Origin of the sequence: Legionella dresdenensis (assembly GCF_042649825.1) — a bacterium.
GTDB lineage: Bacteria > Pseudomonadota > Gammaproteobacteria > Legionellales > Legionellaceae > Legionella_C > Legionella_C dresdenensis.
Genome location: NZ_JBHSAB010000004.1, coordinates 221774 through 243509, shown reverse-complemented (window position 1 = coordinate 243509; position 21736 = coordinate 221774). Strand labels below are relative to the sequence as shown.

The window sequence follows — 21736 nt, the reverse complement described above, 5'->3', positions numbered from 1 at the left end:
TCCTCCTGAATATTAAAAAGAAAAAATAACAAAATTTAAACAAAAAGTAAAATGTCAAACAACACCACACATATTTTCCCAATAATGCCGATAATTAAATCACTATAAACAGCTAACTTGCTGAATCGCCCTATCTGAGCGACAATAGCGCCTTTGTGATTGTAAGAAGAGAAGACATGAATTTTTCTAAAGATTTAGCTAATGCTATCCGGGTCCTGAGTATAGACGCCGTAGAAAAAGCCCAATCCGGTCATCCCGGAATGCCATTAGGCATGGCAGACATTGCCGCTGTGCTATGGCAGAAATTCATGAAACATAATCCTGGCAATCCCTTTTGGTTCAATCGTGATCGCTTTGTGCTGTCTAATGGTCACGGCTCCATGCTGTTGTATTCTCTTCTGCATTTAACCGGTTACAAGCTCTCTGTTAATGACCTTAAAAATTTCCGTCAACTGCATTCAAAAACGCCTGGTCATCCTGAGTATGATGAAACTCCTGGTGTTGAAACCACCACTGGTCCGCTTGGCCAGGGCCTTGCAAACGCGGTCGGGATGGCTATCGCTGAAAAGTTGTTAGCACAACAATTTAATCACACCGACTTAAACATCATCGATCATTTTACTTACGCCTTTGTCGGCGACGGCTGCCTGATGGAAGGAATCTCACATGAGGCGTGCTCATTAGCAGGCACATTAGGCTTGGGTAAACTCATTGCTTTTTATGATGATAACGGCATTTCAATTGATGGTAAAGTGGGCGGCTGGTTTAATGATGACACATCCGCCCGTTTTAAAGCTTATAATTGGCATGTTATTGGTCCTATTGACGGCCATGATTCGGCCGCCATTGCTGCTGCAATCGAGCAGGCGCAAGCCGAAACAGCCAAGCCTAGCCTGATTATCTGCAAAACGATCATTGGCTATTGTTCATCCGTTGCCGGCAGTGAAAAATCGCACGGAGCGCCTTTAGGCGCAGAAGGCGTCAATTATGTACGCAAACAATTAAATTGGCCGCATGAAGAACCTTTTTTTGTTCCTGATACTATCTATGCCGCCTGGGACCATAACGAACAAGGCCGGCATAACGAAAACCAATGGCTGGATTTATGCGAACAATATCAGCAAAAACATCCCGCACAATATGAAGAATTTTTAAGACGAATTAATGGCGATTTACCGGATAGCTGGGATACTGTCAGCGCTGAGTTTATCGATCACTGCCGCACGCAAACCAAAGCCCTGGCAACCCGCAAAAGCTCTCAATACTGTCTGGAACGCTTTGCCAAAGTCCTGCCTGAACTGTTAGGCGGCTCAGCGGATTTGACCGGCTCAAACAATACCGACTGGTCAGGCAGTAAAGCCATTACAGCGGATGATTTCAGCGGTAACTACCTTTTTTACGGCGTCCGCGAATTCGCCATGGCGGCGATCATGAACGGCCTGGCCTTGCATGGCGGTTTTATTCCCTATGGCGGCACATTCCTGGTATTCAGCGACTATGCCCGCAATGCTATCCGCCTAAGCGCGCTGATGCGGCAACGCGTTATTTATGTACTGACTCATGATTCAATCGGGCTTGGCGAAGATGGCCCGACTCATCAGCCGGTTGAGCATGCCGCCATGCTGCGCCTGACACCAGGCACGCACGTCTGGCGACCGGCTGATCTGGTTGAGACTGCGGTTGCCTGGCAACAGGCTATTGAACAACGGGGCCCATCCTGTATGTTATTATCACGCCAGAATCTGCCTGCCCTGCCGCATAATGACACCAGCGTCAGTCTGATTAACAAAGGCGGATATATTATCCGCGACTGCCAGGGCACGCCTGATGCAATTCTGTTAGCGACTGGTTCCGAGGTTCAGTTAGCGCTCACAGCTGCAGAAAAATTAACTGCCGCCGGGAAGCAAATCCGGGTTGTTTCCATGCCCTGCTGTGAACGTTTCCTTGCTCAGGATAGCGCTTACCGCGAGCAAGTCCTGCCTGATCAGGTGCGCAAACGAATCGCTATTGAAGCCGCAGCCAGCGGTTACTGGTATCGCTTTACCGGCCTGGATGGCGCGGTAATTGGCCTGGAGCGCTTTGGCGTATCAGCGCCTGCGTCTCAGGCCTATGAAGATTTGGGCATCACGGTTGACGCTATTTTAAACGCTTTCAATACACTTTAAAATTAGCCTCTATAGGCAATATAATAAATATTTGGAGAAGTAATATGACCCTTCGAGTCGCAATAAACGGTTATGGCCGCATAGGCCGTTGTATCCTGCGCGCTATTTATGAATATGGCCGTGAAAAAGAGTTTGATATTGTCGCAATCAATGACCTTTCAGGCATCGAAACCACCGCACACCTGACCCGCTATGATTCAACTCATGGCCGTTTTAATGCCGATGTACAAACGGAAGGCAATAAATTAATTATTAATGGCCATGCGATTGAAGTCATTGCAGAGCGCAATCCCGAAGCCTTACCGTGGAAAGAATTGAATGTTGACATCGTTTTTGAATGCACTGGCTACTTTACCGAGCGCGAAAAAGCCATGCAGCATATCACTGCCGGCGCTAAAAAAGTTCTGATTTCAGCCCCTGGTAAAAATGCCGATGCAACGATTGTTTTTGGTGTTAACCATGAGACGCTGAAAGCGTCTGATATCATTGTATCAAATGCCTCATGCACAACAAATTGCCTTGCGCCCGTGGTCAAACCGCTTCATGAAGCGATTGGCATCGAACATGGTCTGGTCAATACTGTCCATGCCTACACAAAAGATCAAATGTTGCTTGACGGCAGCCACAGTGATTTGCGCCGCGCCCGCTCTGCAACTCAGTCAATCATCCCGACCAAAACCGGCGCCGCTTCCGCGGTTGGACTGGTTCTGCCGGAACTGGCTGGCAAACTGGATGGTTTTGCAATGCGCGTACCGACATTAAATGTCTCTGTCGTTGATTTAACCTTTAATGCTAAACGCGAAACCTCGGTTGCCGAAGTGAATGACATTATGCGGCAGGCAAAAAACAATATTCTGCACATCAATGACACCCCTTTGGTATCCTGCGATTTTAACCATTACCCTGCTTCAGCCGTGTTTGATACCACCCAAACCAAGGTGCTTGGTAAACTGGTTAAAGTGGTAGCCTGGTATGATAATGAGTGGGGCTTCTCTAACCGAATGCTGGATACTGCAGCCTGTATGATGACCCGTTAAGGATGTAATCATGAACTTAATCCGAATGAGCGATCTGGATTTACGTGGTAAGCGAGTATTAATCCGGGAAGATTTAAACGTACCTGTTAAAGATGGCCTGATTACAAGTGATCAACGTTTACAAGCCGCGTTGCCGACTATAAAACAGGCGCTTGATGCCGGCGCAGCAGTGATTGTCCTCTCCCATTTGGGAAGACCGGAAGAGGGGCGTTTTGAAAAGCGTTTTTCCATGCAGCCGGTTGCCGATTATCTGGCAAAAAACCTGAACTACCCGGTACATTTTGCCAGCCAATACCTTAATGGCGTTGACGCTAAACCCGGCGAGCTGATTGTTTGTGAAAATGTCCGGTTTAATGTTGGCGAAAAGAGCAATAATAAGCAGCTCGCGCAGCAGCTTGCCAATTTGTGCGACATCTTTGTCATGGACGCATTCGGCACAGCCCATCGTGAACAAGCCTCAACCTGCGGTGTTGCGGAATACGCTCCCATTGCAGCAGCAGGCCCGTTACTGGTGAACGAACTCGAAGCGCTGCAACAGGTACTGAAAGAGCCTAAAAAGCCTATTGTAGCCATTGTTGGCGGTTCAAAAGTATCAACAAAACTCACATTGCTGAAACAAATGGTCGGCATGGTTGACTATTTAATTACCGGCGGCGGTATCGCTAATACCTTCCTGAAAGCTCAGGGTTTTGAGATTGGCGTCTCGCTGTACGAAGAAGGTTTGCTGGATGATGCGCGCGCTATTTTAAAGCTGGCTGAACAAAATGGTTGTCGTATGCCGCTGCCTTCAGACGTTGTGGTTGGTAAAGCGTTTAGTGAAAGCTGCCCTGCGTTTAATAAATCATTGGCCAATGTAGCCAGTGATGACATGATTATGGATATTGGCCCTGAAACTGTTGGTCGTTATGTCGATATTATCGATAAAGCGCACACCATTATCTGGAATGGCCCGGTCGGAGTATTTGAATTCCCTCAATTTGCCTACGGCACACGGGGTCTGGCAATTGCCATTGCTGACAGTGACGCATTCTCCATTGCAGGCGGCGGCGATACCCTGGCAGCTATTGACCAGTATAATCTAACCCAGCAAATTTCTTATATTTCAACCGGCGGCGGGGCATTTCTGGAATGCCTGGAAGGAAAAACACTACCTGCCGTAGCCATTTTGGAAAGAAGGGCAAATGATACTACGCCGCACTAAAATCATAGCGACATTAGGGCCTGCCTGCAGTTCGCTTGAAACGCTCCGCGCCATGCTGGTTGCGGGCGTTGATGTGCTGCGGGTTAATTTTTCCCACGCTGACGACAGCATTTTGGCAACAGTTGCCGCTGTCCGTCAAATTGCTCGGGAATTAAATCATCCATTAGCAATTATGGCTGATTTGCAAGGCCCCAAATTGCGAATTGGTACGTTTAAAAACGATCAAATCACACTGATTAACGGCCGACAATTCATTCTGGATTGTTCCCGCCAGACACCAGGAGATGAAAACGCTGTTGGCGTCGCTTATCAGACTCTGTGCTATGAAGTTAATCCCGATGATACCTTATTACTCGATGATGGCTTGATTGAGTTGAAGGTCACTGAGGTGAAACCGCCTTTAGTCATCTGTAAAGTCATTGAAGGCGGCTTGTTAAAAAATAAAAAAGGTTTAAATCGCCTGGGTGGCGGACTTGCGGCAGGTGCGTTGACCGACAAGGATCGTATCGATCTCGCCAAAGCAGTCAGTATGGCATCAGATTATTTAACGTTATCGTTTGTTAAAGATGCAGATGATATCGCCGAGGCGCGTAGACTGCTAGCCAGTGCCGGTGCGCCTGAACTTCCGGTCATTGCTAAAATTGAACGCACTGAAGCAATCCATAACCTGACTGAAATTATCCATGCAGCCGATGGTGTAATGGTTGCACGCGGTGATTTGGCAGTTGAAATCGGTGCAGCCGAAGTGCCGGCTATTCAAAAGAGAATTATTGAGCAAGCCAGACGGATGGATAAAATTGTAATCACTGCAACCCAGATGATGGAATCGATGATCCAGCAGCCTCAACCGACTCGGGCGGAAGTTTCTGATGTTGCCAATGCCATTCTCGATGGCAGTGATGCAGTAATGCTTTCTGCTGAAACAGCGTCAGGCAACTACCCAGTCAAAGTGATTACCATGGTTGATAAAATTTGCCTCAGCGCTGAAAAACATGCGGCTTTTTCCTATTACCGAGATGAAGACAGCTGCCATTACCGACGGGCTGATCAGGCTATTGCCATGGCAGCCATGTATAGCGCTAACCATTTCCCGATTAAAGCGATTATTGCTTTAACAGAATCCGGGGCAAGCGCACTGTGGATGTCGCGCCATCATAGCAATGTTCCGATTTTCGCCATCACTGCCGATGAGCGAACCATTAATAAACTCAGTCTGGTAAATAATGTTTTCCCTTTGTTTTTTAATTACCATGGCATGACGGCTACCCAAGCTAAACAGCAGATCCTGACACATTTAACCCAGTTTAATCTGTTGCAACCCAATAGCTTTGTCCTGCTCTCCTATGGTCAGGAAATAGGTAAATCAGGGGGCACTAATTGTATGGAAATTATCAAGGTTTAATGTGACTCGAACAAGTTAAGAAATTATGTCATTCCCGCCTTCGCGAGGAGTTTTACCGCATATCCAGCCCAAACTGGCAATGAGAAAGTAGCTATACTACAGATTAGCAAACAAGCATAATAATGGTATATTATTGGCTAACTTGTAAATCATAAAGTAATTTGGAGCGCAAATATGCCAGGCAATATCTATATTGAAGCATCGCGAGGTACTACCGTTAGTACCGGTTCTACTATAAGTTTCTTTAATTATACTTGGTCTAGTGGTCATTCCATTTCCTCCCGAAATGGTTATATTACGATTGGTAAAAATAATAAGACCTATACCTTTTTGGGAAACAACGTAAAAATCCATGGTGATCGATGGTTTGTTGATAATCGTGAGGTGACACCGTTAGATTCAGAAGAGATAAAACGCTATATTCCTACTTTGCATAGCCGATTACTCGCGTTAACGAGTCAATATTTGAGTAAAAAAGATATTACTCTTAACAAACGTCATTTATTTCAAACACTTAAAAATACGTTAGATAATAGTGGTGGCGGAACATTTTATCAGCGAATTGTTGCTTTTAAAGATGCATTGGAAAGCGCAGATCAGCAGCTGATAAGTCAGCACCGTACTGATACTTGGCTTAGGTATTTCTACAATGCGATTTCTTTGTTGACTATTATTCCTGCTCTAGTACGCGCAAAAAATAGCTATACGCAATACGGCACTCTCCAGTTTTGGAAACCTGATAGCTTGCAAGTGGCAGGAAGTTGTCAAGCGGCGACTAATTTGTTTGACTATAGCGCTGAAGAAAGTAGAGCAAGTAATTCAAATTCACTGTAAAAAATTTGCATGCTAGTGTCTATTAATATTCCATATAAAGCTGCTTCCATAAATCAGATTAAGTGAAAAGTCTGGTTTATGGCTTATTTTATGGGTTTTAGATACTCAGATTTAATAATAATAAATCAATTTTTATATTCAATTTCAAAAAAGAACGTTATAATCGCGCTTGGTTGTTAAAAAAATAGGACAGTACTATGTTTAAAAAAATAATATTAGGTTTATTAATCAGTTCCGCTGCCGGCTCCTCATTTGCTAACGAAACATTGTGCGGTTATAAAGATTTTTTTCACTTGGGTAATTCTACCGATGCAAATGTCTACATATACAGCTTCTTAAGTGACGGCGATATCCTATTGTATCCTGTAGGTCCGCGCAGTTTTATTATTGAAGATGGTGAAGATTGCCGCAAAGGGCACGGGCATGTGACATTTACCCATCCATTATGGGGCTCTTGCGTGCTGGATATTACTGACGGCCCCTATATGAGTCATCCTACTGTTGAAGCCAGTTGTAACGGTTATATGAGATTTGCCGGCATGACTTATGATGGTTATAAGACTTACTCTTACACCATCAATTTTGTTGCCTGATTCCGTACTCAACAACCAACTATTCCGGCCGGAGAAACTGGCCGGATTGTTCAGGCGTGCTTTGATGACGTCAAAATAATATTATTTGAGCAGTTTTCACACAGGCTTACATCCTGAAAATCCTCTTCTTCACCGGCGGCCAGCGGATCATAACTTGGCTCCAGATCATCACTATCTTCAATCTCGATTTTAGCGCCGCAAATATCGCAGGACTGAATAAAAGTCATAAAAATTCCTTGCATCATGTTATGCATTAGTAGTAGATAAGAAATAGCATAGCACGATTAAGGGGAAATAATATGATTTTTACTAATCCTCCTGAATTGGTAATTAATAACGAATTTAATGTGACGCTTGCCATCCAATGCCAACGAAAATGGGCAGGCTACGTCGAACAACAGGATAAAATCACAACTCCCGCATTGATTGCAGGGGTTGATATTGCTTACGATTATCCTAGTAACCGTGCTTTCAGCGCCGCTGTTGTACTCGATGCCAAAACGCTACAACCGGTCGAGATAAAAACTGCAATCAGTACCATTGAAATTCCGTATCGGTCCGGTTTTTTATCATTTCGGGAAGTACCGGCAATCAGCAAAGCGCTTGAACAACTGGAACATAAACCGGATTTAATTGTATGCGACGGCCAAGGTATTGCCCATCCGCGGCGCTTTGGCATTGCCTGCCATTTGGGATTATTGCATAACATTCCGACGATAGGCTGCGGCAAAAGCAGGCTTTATGGATTTGCCGAGGAACCACCAAATCAGCGTGGCGCATTCAGCTGGCTCTATGATAATAAAAAAAGTGTTATCGGTATGGTGTTAAGAACGCGCGTGAACGTCAAACCGGTATATCTCTCAATTGGTCATGGCGTGTCATTGCCTACCGCACAGCATATTATTTTACAATTAAGCCCGCGCTTCCGATTACCGGAAACAACACGGCTCGCTGACCGCCTGGCCGGAGAATTTAAGAAGGAAATTTTGGCCGAAATTAACATTTAAGAAGCTTGTGCCTATGTATTGCGCCAGGCCGCAATACGCAGGCACAATCTGGCAGAGTTCTACGGCAAGATAGGTGCGCCGCCGCTACGAGTCAACAAAAGTACAATCAATACCAGCAATATGACACTGACAATGCTCACGGGCCTATATCCCCACTCACGACTGTAAGGCCAGGTAGGCAATACTGCAAACAGGATTACGATTAATAATATCAGTCCTAACAGGCTCATAATAGGCTCCTTACAGCAAAAAATGTTATTTTTGTTTTTGTTATCAAACAACCCTGTTTGTGCAAAAATTGCTTGACATATAAATGTAAATTATTAGTGACTCAATTGTCAAAATTTATTTGTCAAATTATTATTAATCAGCCATCGGGATCTTCTCAGTAAGGCCTAATTAAATAAATTGTTAAATAAGAGGATTTATGAAAAAAGTCATCTACCATAAACAAAAGTTAATTGATTTACTTGGGAATTATGAAGATAAATCTATATTAGATTACGGCTGTGGTGATGGCGATTTTATTGATATTTTGCTTAAAAAAAACCAGAAACCAAACGTTATTTATGCGGTTGATGCAGAGCCAAAAATGATTGAAAAGGTTAACAACCGTTTTAAGAATTTAATTGATCAACAATTAGTTATCCCAAAACTGGTATCCACACCTCAGGAATTAGAACATTTAAAATTTGATAAAATCATATGTCATAATGTTTTAGAATGTATTGATGATAAGCTTACTTTTATCAATAATTTTAGTAAGTTGCTTAAGAGCCATTCCATTTTTATTCTTTCTCATCATGACTTTGATTCAGCATTATACAACAGTCACTTTAAAAATCTTACTCGTCAATTAGTGCATCATTTCTCGGATACCCAACAACAATGGCAAAAGTATTCTGATGGGCAGATGGGTAGAAAAATTCCTGGGTTATTGTCTCAAAGTATATTTAACGCACATTATCACTGTGAAACATGGCGGTTATTTGAAACGAAATTTATAGATGATAATTATGGCTTTTTAATGGCAGACATGCTGATGGATGCTGGAAAGGGACATTTTCCTGATTCGGAGTTACATCAATGGTATCAAGACTTGGTTAAAAAACATGATTCAGGCGAATATTATTTTGCAATCGATTTAGTTTATGCAATTTGTACCTTTACTATACCTTTTGCCACTCATAGCTGTAGCAATCGAGGCTCATAGAGGAGATAACTAGATTCTTCAGCACGCTACTCACTTATCACTTGCGTTGTATTTAATAAATTGCTTAATTAGCAAACAAGCCCCCCAGCAAGATTGAGCACGCCTGTTAATTAGGCTAGTATTTAATAAATCAGAATTAGTAGACGGTAATTATGGAATATAAAGATTATTATAAAATCATGGGGCTTGAGCGTAATGCCAGCCAGGATGACATCAAGCGCACTTACCGCAAACTTGCCCGCAAGTACCACCCTGATGTCAGCAAAGAAGCTGATGCTGAAAATAAATTTAAAGAATTGGGTGAAGCGTATGAGGTTCTGAGAGATCCTGAAAAAAGAGCCAAGTACGATCAATTCGGCCAATACTGGCAACAACAAGGTCAGCAACGCCCGGGGCAAGGCCAACAGCAATATCATTATCAACAAGGCTCAGGCCAATCCTCCGCTGATTTTGAAGAATTTATCAATAGTATATTCGGGCAGAAACGACAACAAAGACAGTCTCATTTTTACGAAAATTTTGATCAGGGACAAGATGTCCATGCCAGCCTCGATATCACCCTGGAGGATAGTTTTCACGGCGCAGAAAAAACGTTACAACTGCAGGAGCCTGTCGTTAACCCCGAAGGTTATGTCGAATACCGGCAACGGACAATCAAAGTCAAAATTCCCAAAGGTATTGCCGATAAACAGCAATTTCGCTTAAAGGGCCAAGGCGAAAAAGGCGGCGGTAAAGCAGGCGACCTTTACATCCAGGTCAACATTTTACCGCACGCTTTGTTTAACCTGAACAATAAAGACATTCTGCTGCAAGTACCTGTTACGCCATGGGAAGCGGCACTGGGTACAACTATCCAGGCACCAACACTGGGCGGTAAAGTTAATCTCAAAATTCCACCGCTGTCACAGGCCGGCAAACAAATGCGCCTGAAAGGACGAGGTCTGCCCGGCTCGCCTGCCGGCGATCAGATTATCACCTTACAAATTGTTATCCCCCCGGAAAGCAATGAGCAGTTAAACCACTTGTACGAGCAGATGGCTAAGACTGTAACCTTCAATCCGCGTGAAAAATTGGGAGTCGGTCATGGCAAATAAAGAATATATTACCGAGCAATGGTTTCAATTATCATTGCATGAGATTACTGATTCGTTTGGCGTCAGCGAAGAAACAATTATTGCCATTGTTGATGAGGGTATTGTTTCTGCTAAAATGAATGAACAGAATGAACTGCTTTTTGACAGTGATGCTGTCTGTCGCATTCGTACAGTCTTGCGTTTAAATAAAGATCTGGGTATTAATCTTGCCGGCGCGGGATTGGTGCTTGAATTGCTTGCAGAGATTGAAAGGTTGCGTAATCGGTTGTGATAATCGCAACTCGTCCGGACTGAGGAAGCCTTGCTATAGCGTGCGAAGCATAATGCCACGGCTTCGAGACAGTGCTTCGCACTTCCTCAACCCGAACGATTGTACAATTTCCTTCACTACACGGCTATCGGCGCCTTAATCGTTGGATGCGACTGGTAATTAAGAAATTCAAAATCGTCAAACTGGTAATCAAACAACGATGTCGGTTTGCGCTTAATCAACAGCTCAGGCAACGGCATAGGCTCACGTTCTAACTGAGTACGTGCTTGTTCCAAATGATTCAGATAGAGATGGCAATCACCGCCAGACCAGACAAACTCACCGACCTCAAGATTGCACTGCTGGGCAACCATATGCGTCAGTAACGCATAAGAAGCAATATTAAACGGCACACCCAAAAAGACATCCGCTGAGCGCTGGTATAACTGACACGATAATTTGCCGCCTGCGACATAAAACTGAAACAGGGCATGACAAGGCATTAATGCCATTTTATCAAGCTCGCCGACGTTCCACGCGCTAACAATTAGCCGTCTTGAATCCGGATTAGTCTTTATCTGCTCAATCACATCAGTGAATTGATCAATAATCCGGCCATCAGCGGCAGCCCAGGCTCGCCATTGCTTACCATAAACTGGTCCCAAATTGCCATTCTCATCGGCCCATTCATCCCAAATGGTTACTTTATTATCATTCAGATAGCCAATATTGGTATCGCCGTTTAAAAACCATAATAACTCATGCACGATACTGCGAGTATGTAATTTTTTCGTAGTGACTAACGGGAAACCGTCAGCCAGATTAAACCGCATCTGGTAGCCAAATACAGAGAGTGTACCAGTTCCTGTGCGATCGGCCTTCTTAAAACCGTTATCCAGAATATGCTGTAACAACGCTAAATACGTTTTCATCGTTTTTTCCACCATAACCATAAACCGCCAGCCAGCATTGGCAGCGACAACAGCTGCCCCATGGTCAGCCAGTTAAACGCGAGATAACCAATTTGCAGATCAGGCTCACGGAAAAATTCCACCACAATCCGGCATAATGAGTAAACTATCAGAAAAATTGCGGACACACAGCCAGCAGGCCGGGGCTTGGCAGCATACCACCAAACCACAATAAATAACACTACCCCTTCCAACCCAAACTCATAAAGTTGGGAAGGATGACGCGGTTGGCCATCAGAATTTGGAAAAATCATAGCCCAGGGAACATCCGTTACCCGGCCCCATAACTCGCCATTAATAAAATTACCAATCCGGCCGGCAGCCAGCCCTAACGGTACTAACGGCGCGACAAAATCGGATATTTCCCAGAACGAACGTTTCTCTTTGCGGGCAAAAATAATCAGGGCAACAATAACTCCAAGCAAACCGCCATGGAAAGACATTCCCCCTTCCCATAATCTGAACAACGACAGCGGATCGTGAGCCAGGCGAGGGAAATTATAAAACAGCATATAGCCGATACGTCCACCAAGAATCACGCCAAGCGCGGCATAAAAAATCAAATCGCCAATCTGGTTTGAATTCCAATTCAGCTTATAGTGACGCGCACGCCATTGGGCAAGCCCCCAGGCGGCAACAAAGCCAAATAAATACATTAATCCGTACCAGTGAACTTTAAGCGGTCCCAAAGTAAAAGCGACCGGTTCAATAACAGGGAATGTCAGCATAAGTCAGCCTTTATATAAATAACAAATTAATTGCAGTAATAACCAATATCACGATGAAACCATAAGTCAGCTGCTTTACTGGCAGCCTGTATGTCAGCCTGACGCCAACAGGCGCCGTCAGAACACTCGGAATTGCAACAGCAATTACCGCAGGCCAATAAATATAACCGGTTGCATAAGCCGGCAACCCGGCTTCGTTGGCGCCGGTAATTGCAAACATCAGGCTGCCGATTACCGCGACAGTCAGTGTACACAGCGCAGACACAGCAGCAATTTCATGCATCGTAACACCGCAATAGGACAGGTAGGGAATAACCAACGTTCCGCCGCCAACCCCAAGTAATCCCGAAACTGAGCCAATAACCATCGCCATCAGATTGTTAATCCATTGCCGTGGAAATTCATGCGTAAGTTTAACGGTATCGGTAAATGCCATTTTAAATGCTACGGCTAAAAGAAAGACCGCAAAAATCCATTTCAGCCAACCAGTTGAAATACTATCAGCCAGTAACGCGCCCGCTATTGTGCCGATAACGATACCTGGAGCCAGGCGGCGATACACATGCCATAAAATATTCCCTAATTTGTAATGTGCACTAATCGAAGCCTTTGAGGTTAGTACCATAATAGCCAGCGAAGTGCCTGAAGCCGCCTGCATGGCCAGCGCTTCCGGAACAACATGGGAATATTTAAAAACCGTTGCCAGCGCCGGCACGACTACAAGCCCGCCGCCCAATCCCAGTAATCCAGACATCAACCCGGCAACAACACCGGTTAATCCATAAGCAATAATACATAAAACAATTGACGATGAAATCACTGCTTTCCAGCCCTGACCAGTCCGCCCAGGCCCTCATCTTCCAGTGCCCGTTGCAGATACAATCTGATGGCATCAGGATGTTCCATTTCCAATACATCAGCCAAAATCTTGCGTGCTTTGGCCAGTGAAAAATTACGGATAACCCATTTCACCCGCGGCAGAGCGGCTGAATTCATGCTGAGGGTATCAAATCCCATTGCCAGCAACAAAATAACCGCCAACGGATCGCTTGCCATTTCACCGCAAATACTGACTTCAACACCGGCGGAATGCCCGCCATCGACTACTTTAATCAAAGTACGGAGCATAGCCGGGTGGAAGGCGTCATACAAATTGGCAACCCGGGCATTATTGCGATCGACTGCAAGCAAATATTGCGTCAGATCATTACTGCCAACCGACAGAAAATCTACTCGCCTTGCCAGTTCGCGGGCCAGATAAACGGCGGCCGGCACTTCGATCATGACCCCGACTTTGGGCTTTTCAATTTTACAGCCCTCTTCCAGCAATTCTTTATAGGCCTGATTAATCAGCAATAATGCTTCGTCCGCCTCACCCAGGGTGGTTATCATCGGCAGCATAATACGCAGGTTATTAATTTCCTCGCTGGCACGCATCATAGCCCGTACTTGCATCAGGAATACATCGGGATGATCGAGTGTTACGCGAATTCCACGCCAGCCGAGATAAGGATTTTCCTCTTCAATGGGAAAATAAGGCAACACTTTGTCTCCGCCGACATCCAGGGTCCTCATAGTGACATAACGGGGAGCAAACGCTTTTAAAATCTGGCGGTAAATAATATGTTGTTCATCTTCGGATGGAAAACGATCCCGGCTCATAAAAGGCACTTCCGAACGATAAAGTCCGACACCCTCGGCGCCGACGCTCATCGACAAACCGGCATCCATTTCCAGACCCGTATTGACTTGCAGCGACACTCGATAGTTGTCGCTGGTTTCTGCAGGCTTGTCGCGCAGGCTTACGAGACTCTGGTTTAATTCAAACTCTTCTTGCGCCAGCTTTTTAAATTCAGCCAGTAGCGTTCGGGTGGGCGAAATATAAACATGGCCAAAAAAGCCGTCCACGATTACTGCCCGTCCAGACAGATTTTCAAGTTTAAGGCCGCGCACTCCCATAACGGTGGGAACACCCAACGCACGAGCCAGAATGGCAACATGGGAATTATTGGCGCCCTTGGCAGAAACAACGCCAACCAGCTGACCCTCAGGAACTTCTGCAAGAGCTGAGGCAGGTATCTCATCGCCGACAAGCACTGTTCGTTTGGGATAGGCTATTTCCTGACGTTGGGAAAGCTGCAGCTCTGCCAGAACACGGCGGCCCAAATCACGAAAATCACTGGCTCGTTCGCGCAAGTAGTCGTCTTCCATGCTTTCGAACTGGTGAACATGCTTTTTTATAACCGCAGACAACGCAGCCTGGGCGCTTAGGCTTTCCTTGCGGATAATGTCTTCAACTTCCGCCCCCAGACTATCCTTATCAAGGATGCGCAGGTATACATCGAATAATGCATGCTCATCTTCGGCAACCGTTGCTTTCATGCGTCGGCTCAGACGCTGCATGTCTTCCCGTGCTGCCTGAAGTGCATCAAAAAAGATTGTGATCTCAGCTTCAATATCATCGACTAATTGCCGGGGCACTGCATCGATATCGGCCGGGGGATAAACAACAATAGCTGTTCCTATCCCAACGCCTGGCGTACTTCCTACGCCGGAAAAAGAGGTCTGCGGCAGACTGGTTTTTTGGTCTCCGGCCGGTTGCGGCTGAGTTAACTGCGCCAGCTCGCCGGTTGCTTCAGCCTGGGCGATAATGCCGCCCAACTGGGCGGCCAAGGTAATCAGGAATGCTTCTTCAGCATCATCAAAACGCCGTAATTCCGCCTGTTGAACAATGAGAACGCCATAGAGTTTACGGTGCTGGATAATCGGAACACCGAGAAATGCTTTTAGATGTTCTTCCCCAATCAGAGGATTTTGATGGAAATCAGGATGGTTTGGCGCATTCTCGACATTAATCGGCTCTTCACGCCGGCCTACCAGACCGATAATTCCGCTATCTAGCCCGACTCGTACCCGGGATTCAGCTTTTTTATTCAGACCATCGGTTGCAATCAGAACGTATTCCGCATTTTTGTTATCAATCAAAAACACAGAGACAGCGTCAGCGCTGACGGCTTTCCGCACGCGCTGAACAAGAATAGCCAATGCTTCACTTAAGTGACTTGCAGTTGTTACATCCTGTACTATTCGTTTTAAAGTCTTTAACATTTATCGATTCTGATTACCTCGTTTGCGACGCAGTCCGTAAGGCGTCCGTTTTTTCTTCAATAGCGGCTCAAGCTCTTTCATAGCCTGTGCATAAACTTGCCTTTTAAAAAATATCACTTGCTCTTGCGGCTCGTGATAATCTATCCAGCGCCAGCTGTCAAATTCTGGCGAGTCGCTTAAATCCAGCCTGAGTTTTTGCTCGCTGGAAATCAGCCTTAATAAATACCATTTCTGTTTCTGGCCAATCACTAACGGTTCACTGCCATGACGCAAATACTGCTTCGGCAAGCGATATTTCAACCACCGCCTTGTAACGCCGATAATTTCTACATCATCCTTTTCCAGTCCTACCTCTTCACGCAACTCACGGTACATAGCCTGCAGAGCGGTTTCGCCGGCCGCAAGGCCGCCTTGAGGGAATTGCCAGGCATCGTGGCCATTACGTCTGCCCCAAAAAACATGACCGGATTCGTTAACCAGGATGATCCCTACATTCAGCCGATAACCGGCTCGATCAATCACCATATCATCACTGCTTACACTAATCGCTAATTTGCTGATTTTTCCATAAATTGTAAGCTATTGGCAAATAAAATCGTATAACACGGGCAGAAAAACCTTGATTACGCTGCGCTGCATCAAGGCTACATTTATTTATATGGGTCAATAATAACATAAGCGATATCATTAAAATATGGTTATACTATTGTCATCAGGTTAGCTGGAATCGGCTACAATCTAGTATAAGATATGAGTTATGAACAAAAAGCGTATTCTAATCATCAACACTGGCGGTACTATCAGCAGTATCAAAACCGATCATGGCTATGAGCCGGCCAAAGGCTATGTCCAACAGGCATTAGCCAATATTCCTGCTTTGAAACATGCTGAAATGCCGGATTATGTAATCAAGGAATACGATCCTCTGCTTGACTCATCCAATATGACCATGACGGACTGGAACCGGATGGCAAGCGATATTGCCAATGAATATTCTCATTATGACGGCTTTATCATATTTCATGGTACCGATACCATGGCGTATACCGCATCGGCATTATCGTTTATGCTGGAAAATCTGGCTAAACCGGTCATTATTACCGGCTCACAAATTCCGTTATCCGAAGTGCGTAATGATGCGCTGGACAATGTCATGACCTCCCTATGGCTCTGCGCCCATCAACCAATAAATGAAGTCTGTATTTATTTCAATCAAAAGTTAATGCGCGGCAATCGGGCGCAAAAAGTCAGTTCCCAATTGTTAAATGCCTTTGATACACCAAATTACCAGCCGTTGGCATCTATTGGAATTACCATAGACGTTTTTAAAGAACTTCTTTTACCGCCGCCGGAAAAACCGTTTAATCTGCAGATGATAAGCCCGCATTATATTGCCAATCTGCGCCTGTTTCCCGGTTTTGCTACTGATATCCTGGCTTATTTGTTACGGCAGCCGTTGCAAGGCCTGGTGTTGGAAACCTATGGATCAGGCAATGCGCCGAATAATGATCCGCGCTTTTTACAATTACTGCGCGAAGGTTCCGAGCGGGGAATAGTTATTGTCAATTGCACGCAATGTCAGCAAGGGCATGTCAAAATGGGCGAATACGCGACCGGGCATTCTCTGAAACAGGCCGGCTTAATCAGCGGCCATGACATGACGCTGGAAGCGGCGCACTGCAAACTGCTTTATTTGTTCAGTAAGCAGCTTGCAGTGGATGAAGTCAAGAAGCTTATGGAAATTAGCCTTGCTGGAGAGCTTGGTTAAAGCGGGATTCCGCGCATAAAGCGCGGAACGTGGGTTTTGGTTTGATAATACATTTACTCTTAGTTAAAAAAATACAGATACAGCAGTTTGTGCAGGTTTAGCATGTGTTTTTATTTTAGTTTGAGACGCAGCGGGCTTATCTGCCACGCCGATAGCAACCTCTGCGTTCTTAATACATTTCAATAAATAACCTTGTTTGGGTCCAATGAAAGTAGGGATATTCGCTTGAACAGTGGTTCCGAATGCCACCCCGACCTCACCTTTAAAACCATACTTTCGCCCTTTGCACAAGGCAGCATTACCTTTTTTTAATTCATCCATTGCCTCGCCAACCCATATTCTGCGATTACGGAGCGTGTCATATTCTTTACCTCGTGTCTGTAAGTCCTTGAGACAGCCATATAGCGACAAAATAACCTGATCTTCTTTTTCAACTGATAAATCCGTCGTTTTTTCAGGCCACAGATATTTAGCGATTATTGACCCGACATTTTCTTTACTAGAGTACAAATGATTTATACAAAAATAATCCGCCATATGAAAGCAATACTGATTATAGGGTTCATCGTTGTTGTCCATATCCAGCAATCTGAATTCTGCCTTTTGCTTATGAATATGGTCTTTTTCCGCTATCATGCCCAGTATCTTAGGCAAAATTGGCTCAAGCTGCCTGGTTTCATTAAGAAATTTAAAATTTGGATTAATCCTGTCGAGCTCATCTTCAACTGTTTCACCTTCCGGAGTTATAACAGTGTAACATAATACCCCGCTCTTCAGCTCAAAATAAATTTTTTGCTTTTCAATAGCGCAATCAGGTGTCTTAAGGCAAATATCATACTCATCTTTACCGCCATTATACTTTTGAATTATTCCATTTTTTTGGTCTGATGCTGAAACCTCTATAATTTCTTTTGCTCTATCTTCTACCTCTTCAAACTTATTATACAAATCCTGTACAAATTTTATTAAGTGTTCCAGGCCCGGTTTAACAGTTCCTATGCCTGATTTCGATTGCTTATTTATTTTGTTTATTTTTTTGACATATCGATTGATTAATTGCTGTAAATCAAATAAATTCTGTAAATCAGTATAACCATCTTGAAATTTTTCAATTTTTCCATATAACTTATCGACCCAATTCGTCTTCGTTTCGGCAACTTCTGCATCCCTGAAAAATTTATTGATGGGGCTTTCGTTTTCTTTTGCTTGTTTTTTTTTTATCTCCATCAAGCCTGACAACAGATATTTTTTGCATATTTCCAAATAGATTGACATTACGCTACTCCCTTTGCGTGAACTTTTTTATGATAACAGTAATTTTCATCTTGGCAAGATTATGGCAGACTGCCTAGCTGAATTACTGCCCGTTATTAAAAGGCTCCAATTAAATAAGGAAACGACACAACTATGCCACTACATATTGTTATTCTTGCCGCTGGCATGGGCAAGCGCATGTTTTCTCAAGTACCCAAAGTACTGCACCGTATTGCCGGCAAGCCAATGTTATCCCGAGTGGTTGAATCTGCTCAACAATTAAATCCCACCGGAATCCATATAATTTATGGTCATGGCGGCGAATTAATCAAGCGCGAATTGGCAGATTTACCGGTTAACTGGGTTTTACAGGAAAAACAACTGGGTACCGGGCATGCGGTTTTGCAGGCATTGCCGCATATTCCTGATGACGCCCAGGTGCTGATTCTGTCGGGTGATGTGCCGCTGATTCAGGCGGATACCTTGCAGCAATTAGTAGCGCTGGAAGACGGCAAACGCCTGGCGCTCCTGGTTGCCAAAATGGCTGATCCAACTGGTCTTGGCCGGATAATCCGCGATATTGAAGGCACTATCCACGCAATTATCGAAGAAAAAGACGCGACTGCCAAACAGCGGCAAATCAAGGAAATCTACAGCGGAATCTGCTGTGCGCAAGCCAGTGATCTGCGCCGTTGGCTGCCCGCGCTCGGTAACAGTAACGCCCAGGGAGAATATTATCTCACTGAAATTATTGCGATGGCTGTTGCTGAAAATCAGTCTATAGCCTCGCTTTGCATTGAAGAGAATATGGAAATCCAGGGCGTGAATAATCGCCAGCAACTCCAGCAGCTTGAGCGGATCTGGCAACAAAAGCAGGCCGAGCGGCTGCTAATGGATGGCGTTACTCTTGCCGATGCCGCCCGTTTCGATTTGCGGGGTGAAGTGATTTGCGGTCAGGATGTGTATATTGATATCAACTGCGTTCTGGAAGGCAAGGTTATTTTAGGCAACAATAGCCAGATTGGCCCTAATTGTTATTTAAACAATGTCGCTATCGGCGCTGGTTGTGAGATATTCGCCAATAGCGTCCTTGAAAATTGTACTATAGGCGACAATTGCGAGGTAGGCCCATTTGCTCGTATCAGACCGGGCACCCGGCTTGGCAGTAATTGCAAAATCGGCAATTTTGTCGAGGCTAAGAATGCGGTATTTGGCGAGCACAGCAAAGCCAGCCATTTAAGTTATATTGGCGATGCCACGATAGGTAATCAGGTTAATATTGGCGCAGGAACTATCACCTGTAATTATGATGGCGCTAATAAACATCAGACTATTATTGAGGATGGCGTGTTTGTTGGCTCGGATACTCAGCTTATTGCTCCAGTCAGGGTAGGCGCACATGCGACGATTGGTGCGGGCAGTACTATTCGAAAGGATGTTCCCGCCGGGGAGCTCACGTTGACCGACAGCCGGCAAAAGACGGTTACCGGTTGGAAACGGCCGGTTAAGAAGGAAAAAATGTAGGTTTTGAGTTGGGCTTCAAAGCCCATAGCCTGGTCCAAATTTGAATTATTAATGTACGTTGGGCTGTAAAGCCCAACAACAGTGCTTAATCAGGGATCGAATGTTGGGCTTTACAGCCCAACCTACGCTCGTTTATGCAAGTCAGGGAGCTTTGACTCAACATAGCGGTCGCAGAGCGATAGAACTATGGGTAGGCAAATTATGCTGGTGATCAGCTTGTATACCCAGCTATTTAATACCAGCCCCATAATTTGCTCATAGGGATAAAAACCGGCAAACAGCAGGCTGTAATTTACCAGGCAGAGCAGCGAATTGGCTACCATATTGGCGATGATTACTCGAAATGCCCGGCTGGCGCCATAACTGCTCGCTTTCAGATTGCGTAATATCACTGTATTTGCAACCAGCGTTATAATGATGGCCGCCGTTGAGGCCAAAACCCTTCTTGGCATGACCAGCGAATAAAACGGGTTTAAATCAAAAAAATCCGGCGAAGGCAGCAAAATAATCGCCATCAATAAAAATTCAAACACCAGTTCAGCAATTATTAAAGCAGCAATCAATATACAATTGGCTTTAATATCATAAATTTCACTGACGACACTGCTGATCATAATCACAATGGGAAATAATAAAGCGCTGGATGTCATCAGCCAGCCATTGCCAAATTCAATTAACCGGTATTCGCACGAAAGGCAAATCAGCAGACTGATAACCGCTAAAATCGTCAATGAATAAAACAACGGCGGCTGATTCCGGGAGGGTTGATATTCAACATGCGGCGCTTGCATCAGCAGCGATAACAGGTACAGGATGCCGACAACCAGATGCAAAGCGAGAGTCACCAATACGGAATCAACCAGCATATGGCTAAACTGCTCAGCCTGCGGATCGGCAAACAGCAAGAGAAAATCAATAGTGAAGAAACTGAGCCCGCCGGCCAGAGCCAGCAACATCCGCTTTTTGGGATGTGACAAAAGCGCTTTATAATAATATCTGCTAAGAAAATAAGGAATATAAAAACAGGTTATAAACGCAGCCGTTGCAGAAAAAAACTTGCGCGGGATTGCTTCAAATACAATCTGATAAACAATATTGTCAAGGCCGCTGTCAGCGCCCGGCAAGTCCACTAACAGATAAATACCGATGGAAAACAGATATAAAGCCAGAAGCGACTGGTTTAACGCCTGTTGCTGTTCCTGCTCATTACAAAAAGATAATATTAGCAGGTAACACCCGGTGATTAGCGGCGAAATTAAGCTATTGGCGGTAAATAACAGATTTTGCAGCGCGATAATTTTAAACGAAACATTGATCAATACAATCAGGCAGCTTACTAACATGATGGTAAGCGGCAAGTAAGTTCGCAATTTAATTAGCGGAGTAAAATATCTCATAAAATGCCATGCTGTCCGTTTTTTTGCTTTCCTGCTGCAAAGTTTATCGCCGCTGGCAATATACCATTGATAGGTTTGGGTTACAATCAGAAAGAAATTTGGCTTGTGTTGCGCAGCGTATGCAGGGTTTAGTCATGTAGAAAGAAGGAGTATTGGGCTTTAGAGCCCAACCTATACTGATTTAATGCAC

Annotated in this window: 21 protein-coding genes; 12 read left to right on the top strand and 9 right to left on the bottom strand. The window is 44.7% G+C overall.

Annotation, left to right across the window (positions count from 1 at the left end):
• Window positions 1-176: 176 nt before the first annotated feature.
• The 6 genes from tkt (at window position 177) to ACFORL_RS04770 (ending at window position 7232) form a co-directional block, all read left to right on the top strand.
• Window positions 177-2165, top strand: a complete 1989-nt coding sequence (tkt, locus tag ACFORL_RS04795; RefSeq protein WP_382341617.1) for a transketolase — start codon at window positions 177-179, stop codon at window positions 2163-2165.
• 44 nt (window positions 2166-2209) lie between these two features.
• Window positions 2210-3202 carry a type I glyceraldehyde-3-phosphate dehydrogenase gene (gene gap, locus ACFORL_RS04790; protein WP_382341615.1) on the top strand — a complete coding sequence of 331 codons (993 nt, stop codon included), beginning with the start codon at window positions 2210-2212 and terminating at the stop codon, window positions 3200-3202.
• Between the two features lie 10 nt (window positions 3203-3212).
• Window positions 3213-4403 carry a phosphoglycerate kinase gene (locus ACFORL_RS04785; RefSeq protein ID WP_382341613.1) on the top strand — a complete coding sequence of 397 codons (1191 nt, stop codon included), beginning with the start codon at window positions 3213-3215 and terminating at the stop codon, window positions 4401-4403.
• Entirely contained in the window at window positions 4387-5805 is a 1419-nt protein-coding gene (pyk, locus tag ACFORL_RS04780) for a pyruvate kinase (protein ID WP_382341653.1), read from the top strand. The genes ACFORL_RS04785 and pyk overlap by 17 nt, the downstream gene beginning before the upstream one ends.
• 174 nt (window positions 5806-5979) lie before the next feature.
• A complete protein-coding gene (locus tag ACFORL_RS04775) occupies window positions 5980-6639 on the top strand; it encodes a hypothetical protein (protein ID WP_382341610.1) in 660 nt (219 codons plus the stop codon).
• A gap of 197 nt (window positions 6640-6836) precedes the next feature.
• On the top strand, window positions 6837-7232 hold the full coding sequence (locus ACFORL_RS04770; RefSeq protein ID WP_382341609.1) for a hypothetical protein: 396 nt from the start codon (window positions 6837-6839) through the stop codon (window positions 7230-7232).
• A gap of 50 nt (window positions 7233-7282) precedes the next feature.
• Here ACFORL_RS04770 and ACFORL_RS04765 read toward each other — a convergent pair whose 3' ends face one another.
• The gene (locus ACFORL_RS04765; RefSeq protein ID WP_382341607.1) at window positions 7283-7459 is read right to left on the bottom strand and encodes a hypothetical protein; all 177 of its coding nucleotides are present in this window, start codon (window positions 7457-7459) and stop codon (window positions 7283-7285) included.
• Window positions 7460-7531: 72 nt separating this feature from the next.
• On the opposite strand from ACFORL_RS04765, the gene nfi reads away from it, so the two are divergent.
• Window positions 7532-8239: a deoxyribonuclease V gene (nfi, locus tag ACFORL_RS04760; protein WP_382341605.1), complete on the top strand. Its 708-nt coding sequence runs from the start codon at window positions 7532-7534 to the stop codon at window positions 8237-8239.
• A gap of 59 nt (window positions 8240-8298) precedes the next feature.
• Here the strand turns inward: nfi and ACFORL_RS04755 are convergent, their stop codons facing one another.
• Window positions 8299-8469: a DUF3309 family protein gene (locus ACFORL_RS04755; RefSeq protein ID WP_382341604.1), complete on the bottom strand. Its 171-nt coding sequence runs from the start codon at window positions 8467-8469 to the stop codon at window positions 8299-8301.
• Between the two features lie 197 nt (window positions 8470-8666).
• Here ACFORL_RS04755 and ACFORL_RS04750 point away from each other — a divergent pair, with 197 nt between their 5' ends.
• From ACFORL_RS04750 to ACFORL_RS04740, 3 genes are all read left to right on the top strand, one after another.
• Complete coding sequence (locus ACFORL_RS04750) at window positions 8667-9452, top strand: methyltransferase domain-containing protein (protein WP_382341602.1); 786 nt, start codon at window positions 8667-8669, stop codon at window positions 9450-9452.
• Window positions 9453-9604: 152 nt separating this feature from the next.
• Window positions 9605-10546, top strand: a complete 942-nt coding sequence (locus tag ACFORL_RS04745) for a DnaJ C-terminal domain-containing protein (RefSeq protein ID WP_382341600.1) — start codon at window positions 9605-9607, stop codon at window positions 10544-10546.
• Window positions 10536-10817: a chaperone modulator CbpM gene (locus ACFORL_RS04740; RefSeq protein ID WP_382341599.1), complete on the top strand. Its 282-nt coding sequence runs from the start codon at window positions 10536-10538 to the stop codon at window positions 10815-10817. The genes ACFORL_RS04745 and ACFORL_RS04740 overlap by 11 nt, the downstream gene beginning before the upstream one ends.
• Window positions 10818-10933: 116 nt before the next feature.
• Here ACFORL_RS04740 and thyA read toward each other — a convergent pair whose 3' ends face one another.
• From thyA to ACFORL_RS04715, 5 genes are read right to left on the bottom strand one after another with little or no spacing between them, the layout of a single operon-like run.
• The gene (gene thyA, locus ACFORL_RS04735) at window positions 10934-11728 is read right to left on the bottom strand and encodes a thymidylate synthase (RefSeq protein ID WP_382341597.1); all 795 of its coding nucleotides are present in this window, start codon (window positions 11726-11728) and stop codon (window positions 10934-10936) included.
• Complete coding sequence (lgt, locus tag ACFORL_RS04730; RefSeq protein ID WP_382341594.1) at window positions 11725-12495, bottom strand: prolipoprotein diacylglyceryl transferase; 771 nt, start codon at window positions 12493-12495, stop codon at window positions 11725-11727. The genes thyA and lgt overlap by 4 nt, the downstream gene beginning before the upstream one ends.
• Before the next feature lie 10 nt (window positions 12496-12505).
• Entirely contained in the window at window positions 12506-13315 is an 810-nt protein-coding gene (locus ACFORL_RS04725) for a sulfite exporter TauE/SafE family protein (protein WP_382341593.1), read from the bottom strand.
• Entirely contained in the window at window positions 13312-15603 is a 2292-nt protein-coding gene (ptsP, locus tag ACFORL_RS04720; RefSeq protein ID WP_382341590.1) for a phosphoenolpyruvate--protein phosphotransferase, read from the bottom strand. The genes ACFORL_RS04725 and ptsP overlap by 4 nt, the downstream gene beginning before the upstream one ends.
• Entirely contained in the window at window positions 15604-16128 is a 525-nt protein-coding gene (locus ACFORL_RS04715) for an RNA pyrophosphohydrolase (RefSeq protein WP_449280258.1), read from the bottom strand.
• Between the two features lie 232 nt (window positions 16129-16360).
• On the opposite strand from ACFORL_RS04715, the gene ansA reads away from it, so the two are divergent.
• Window positions 16361-17371, top strand: a complete 1011-nt coding sequence (ansA, locus tag ACFORL_RS04710) for an asparaginase (RefSeq protein WP_382341589.1) — start codon at window positions 16361-16363, stop codon at window positions 17369-17371.
• A gap of 63 nt (window positions 17372-17434) precedes the next feature.
• Here ansA and ACFORL_RS04705 read toward each other — a convergent pair whose 3' ends face one another.
• Window positions 17435-18646: a hypothetical protein gene (locus ACFORL_RS04705; RefSeq protein ID WP_382341587.1), complete on the bottom strand. Its 1212-nt coding sequence runs from the start codon at window positions 18644-18646 to the stop codon at window positions 17435-17437.
• A gap of 132 nt (window positions 18647-18778) precedes the next feature.
• Between ACFORL_RS04705 and glmU the strand changes: the two genes are divergently transcribed.
• Window positions 18779-20149, top strand: a complete 1371-nt coding sequence (gene glmU / locus ACFORL_RS04700; protein WP_382341585.1) for a bifunctional UDP-N-acetylglucosamine diphosphorylase/glucosamine-1-phosphate N-acetyltransferase GlmU — start codon at window positions 18779-18781, stop codon at window positions 20147-20149.
• A gap of 122 nt (window positions 20150-20271) precedes the next feature.
• On the opposite strand, the gene ACFORL_RS04695 is transcribed toward glmU, so the two are convergent.
• Entirely contained in the window at window positions 20272-21546 is a 1275-nt protein-coding gene (locus tag ACFORL_RS04695; protein ID WP_382341582.1) for a VUT family protein, read from the bottom strand.
• Window positions 21547-21736: the final 190 nt, after the last annotated feature.

Bases quoted from the DNA above. Each gene is read 5' to 3' on its own strand.
- tkt (WP_382341617.1), top strand. From the start codon at position 177: ATGAATTTTTCTAAAGATTTAGCTAATGCTATCCGGGTCCTGAGTATA.
- gap (WP_382341615.1), top strand. From the start codon at position 2,210: ATGACCCTTCGAGTCGCAATAAACGGTTATGGCCGCATAGGCCGTTGT.
- ACFORL_RS04785 (WP_382341613.1), top strand. From the start codon at position 3,213: ATGAACTTAATCCGAATGAGCGATCTGGATTTACGTGGTAAGCGAGTA.
- ACFORL_RS04775 (WP_382341610.1), top strand. From the start codon at position 5,980: ATGCCAGGCAATATCTATATTGAAGCATCGCGAGGTACTACCGTTAGT.
- ACFORL_RS04770 (WP_382341609.1), top strand. From the start codon at position 6,837: ATGTTTAAAAAAATAATATTAGGTTTATTAATCAGTTCCGCTGCCGGC.
- ACFORL_RS04765 (WP_382341607.1), bottom strand. From the start codon at position 7,459: ATGACTTTTATTCAGTCCTGCGATATTTGCGGCGCTAAAATCGAGATT.
- nfi (WP_382341605.1), top strand. From the start codon at position 7,532: ATGATTTTTACTAATCCTCCTGAATTGGTAATTAATAACGAATTTAAT.
- ACFORL_RS04755 (WP_382341604.1), bottom strand. From the start codon at position 8,469: ATGAGCCTGTTAGGACTGATATTATTAATCGTAATCCTGTTTGCAGTA.
- ACFORL_RS04750 (WP_382341602.1), top strand. From the start codon at position 8,667: ATGAAAAAAGTCATCTACCATAAACAAAAGTTAATTGATTTACTTGGG.
- ACFORL_RS04745 (WP_382341600.1), top strand. From the start codon at position 9,605: ATGGAATATAAAGATTATTATAAAATCATGGGGCTTGAGCGTAATGCC.
- ACFORL_RS04740 (WP_382341599.1), top strand. From the start codon at position 10,536: ATGGCAAATAAAGAATATATTACCGAGCAATGGTTTCAATTATCATTG.
- thyA (WP_382341597.1), bottom strand. From the start codon at position 11,728: ATGAAAACGTATTTAGCGTTGTTACAGCATATTCTGGATAACGGTTTT.
- lgt (WP_382341594.1), bottom strand. From the start codon at position 12,495: ATGCTGACATTCCCTGTTATTGAACCGGTCGCTTTTACTTTGGGACCG.
- ptsP (WP_382341590.1), bottom strand. From the start codon at position 15,603: ATGTTAAAGACTTTAAAACGAATAGTACAGGATGTAACAACTGCAAGT.
- ACFORL_RS04715 (WP_449280258.1), bottom strand. From the start codon at position 16,128: ATGGTGATTGATCGAGCCGGTTATCGGCTGAATGTAGGGATCATCCTG.
- ansA (WP_382341589.1), top strand. From the start codon at position 16,361: ATGAACAAAAAGCGTATTCTAATCATCAACACTGGCGGTACTATCAGC.
- ACFORL_RS04705 (WP_382341587.1), bottom strand. From the start codon at position 18,646: ATGTCAATCTATTTGGAAATATGCAAAAAATATCTGTTGTCAGGCTTG.
- glmU (WP_382341585.1), top strand. From the start codon at position 18,779: ATGCCACTACATATTGTTATTCTTGCCGCTGGCATGGGCAAGCGCATG.
- ACFORL_RS04695 (WP_382341582.1), bottom strand. From the start codon at position 21,546: ATGAGATATTTTACTCCGCTAATTAAATTGCGAACTTACTTGCCGCTT.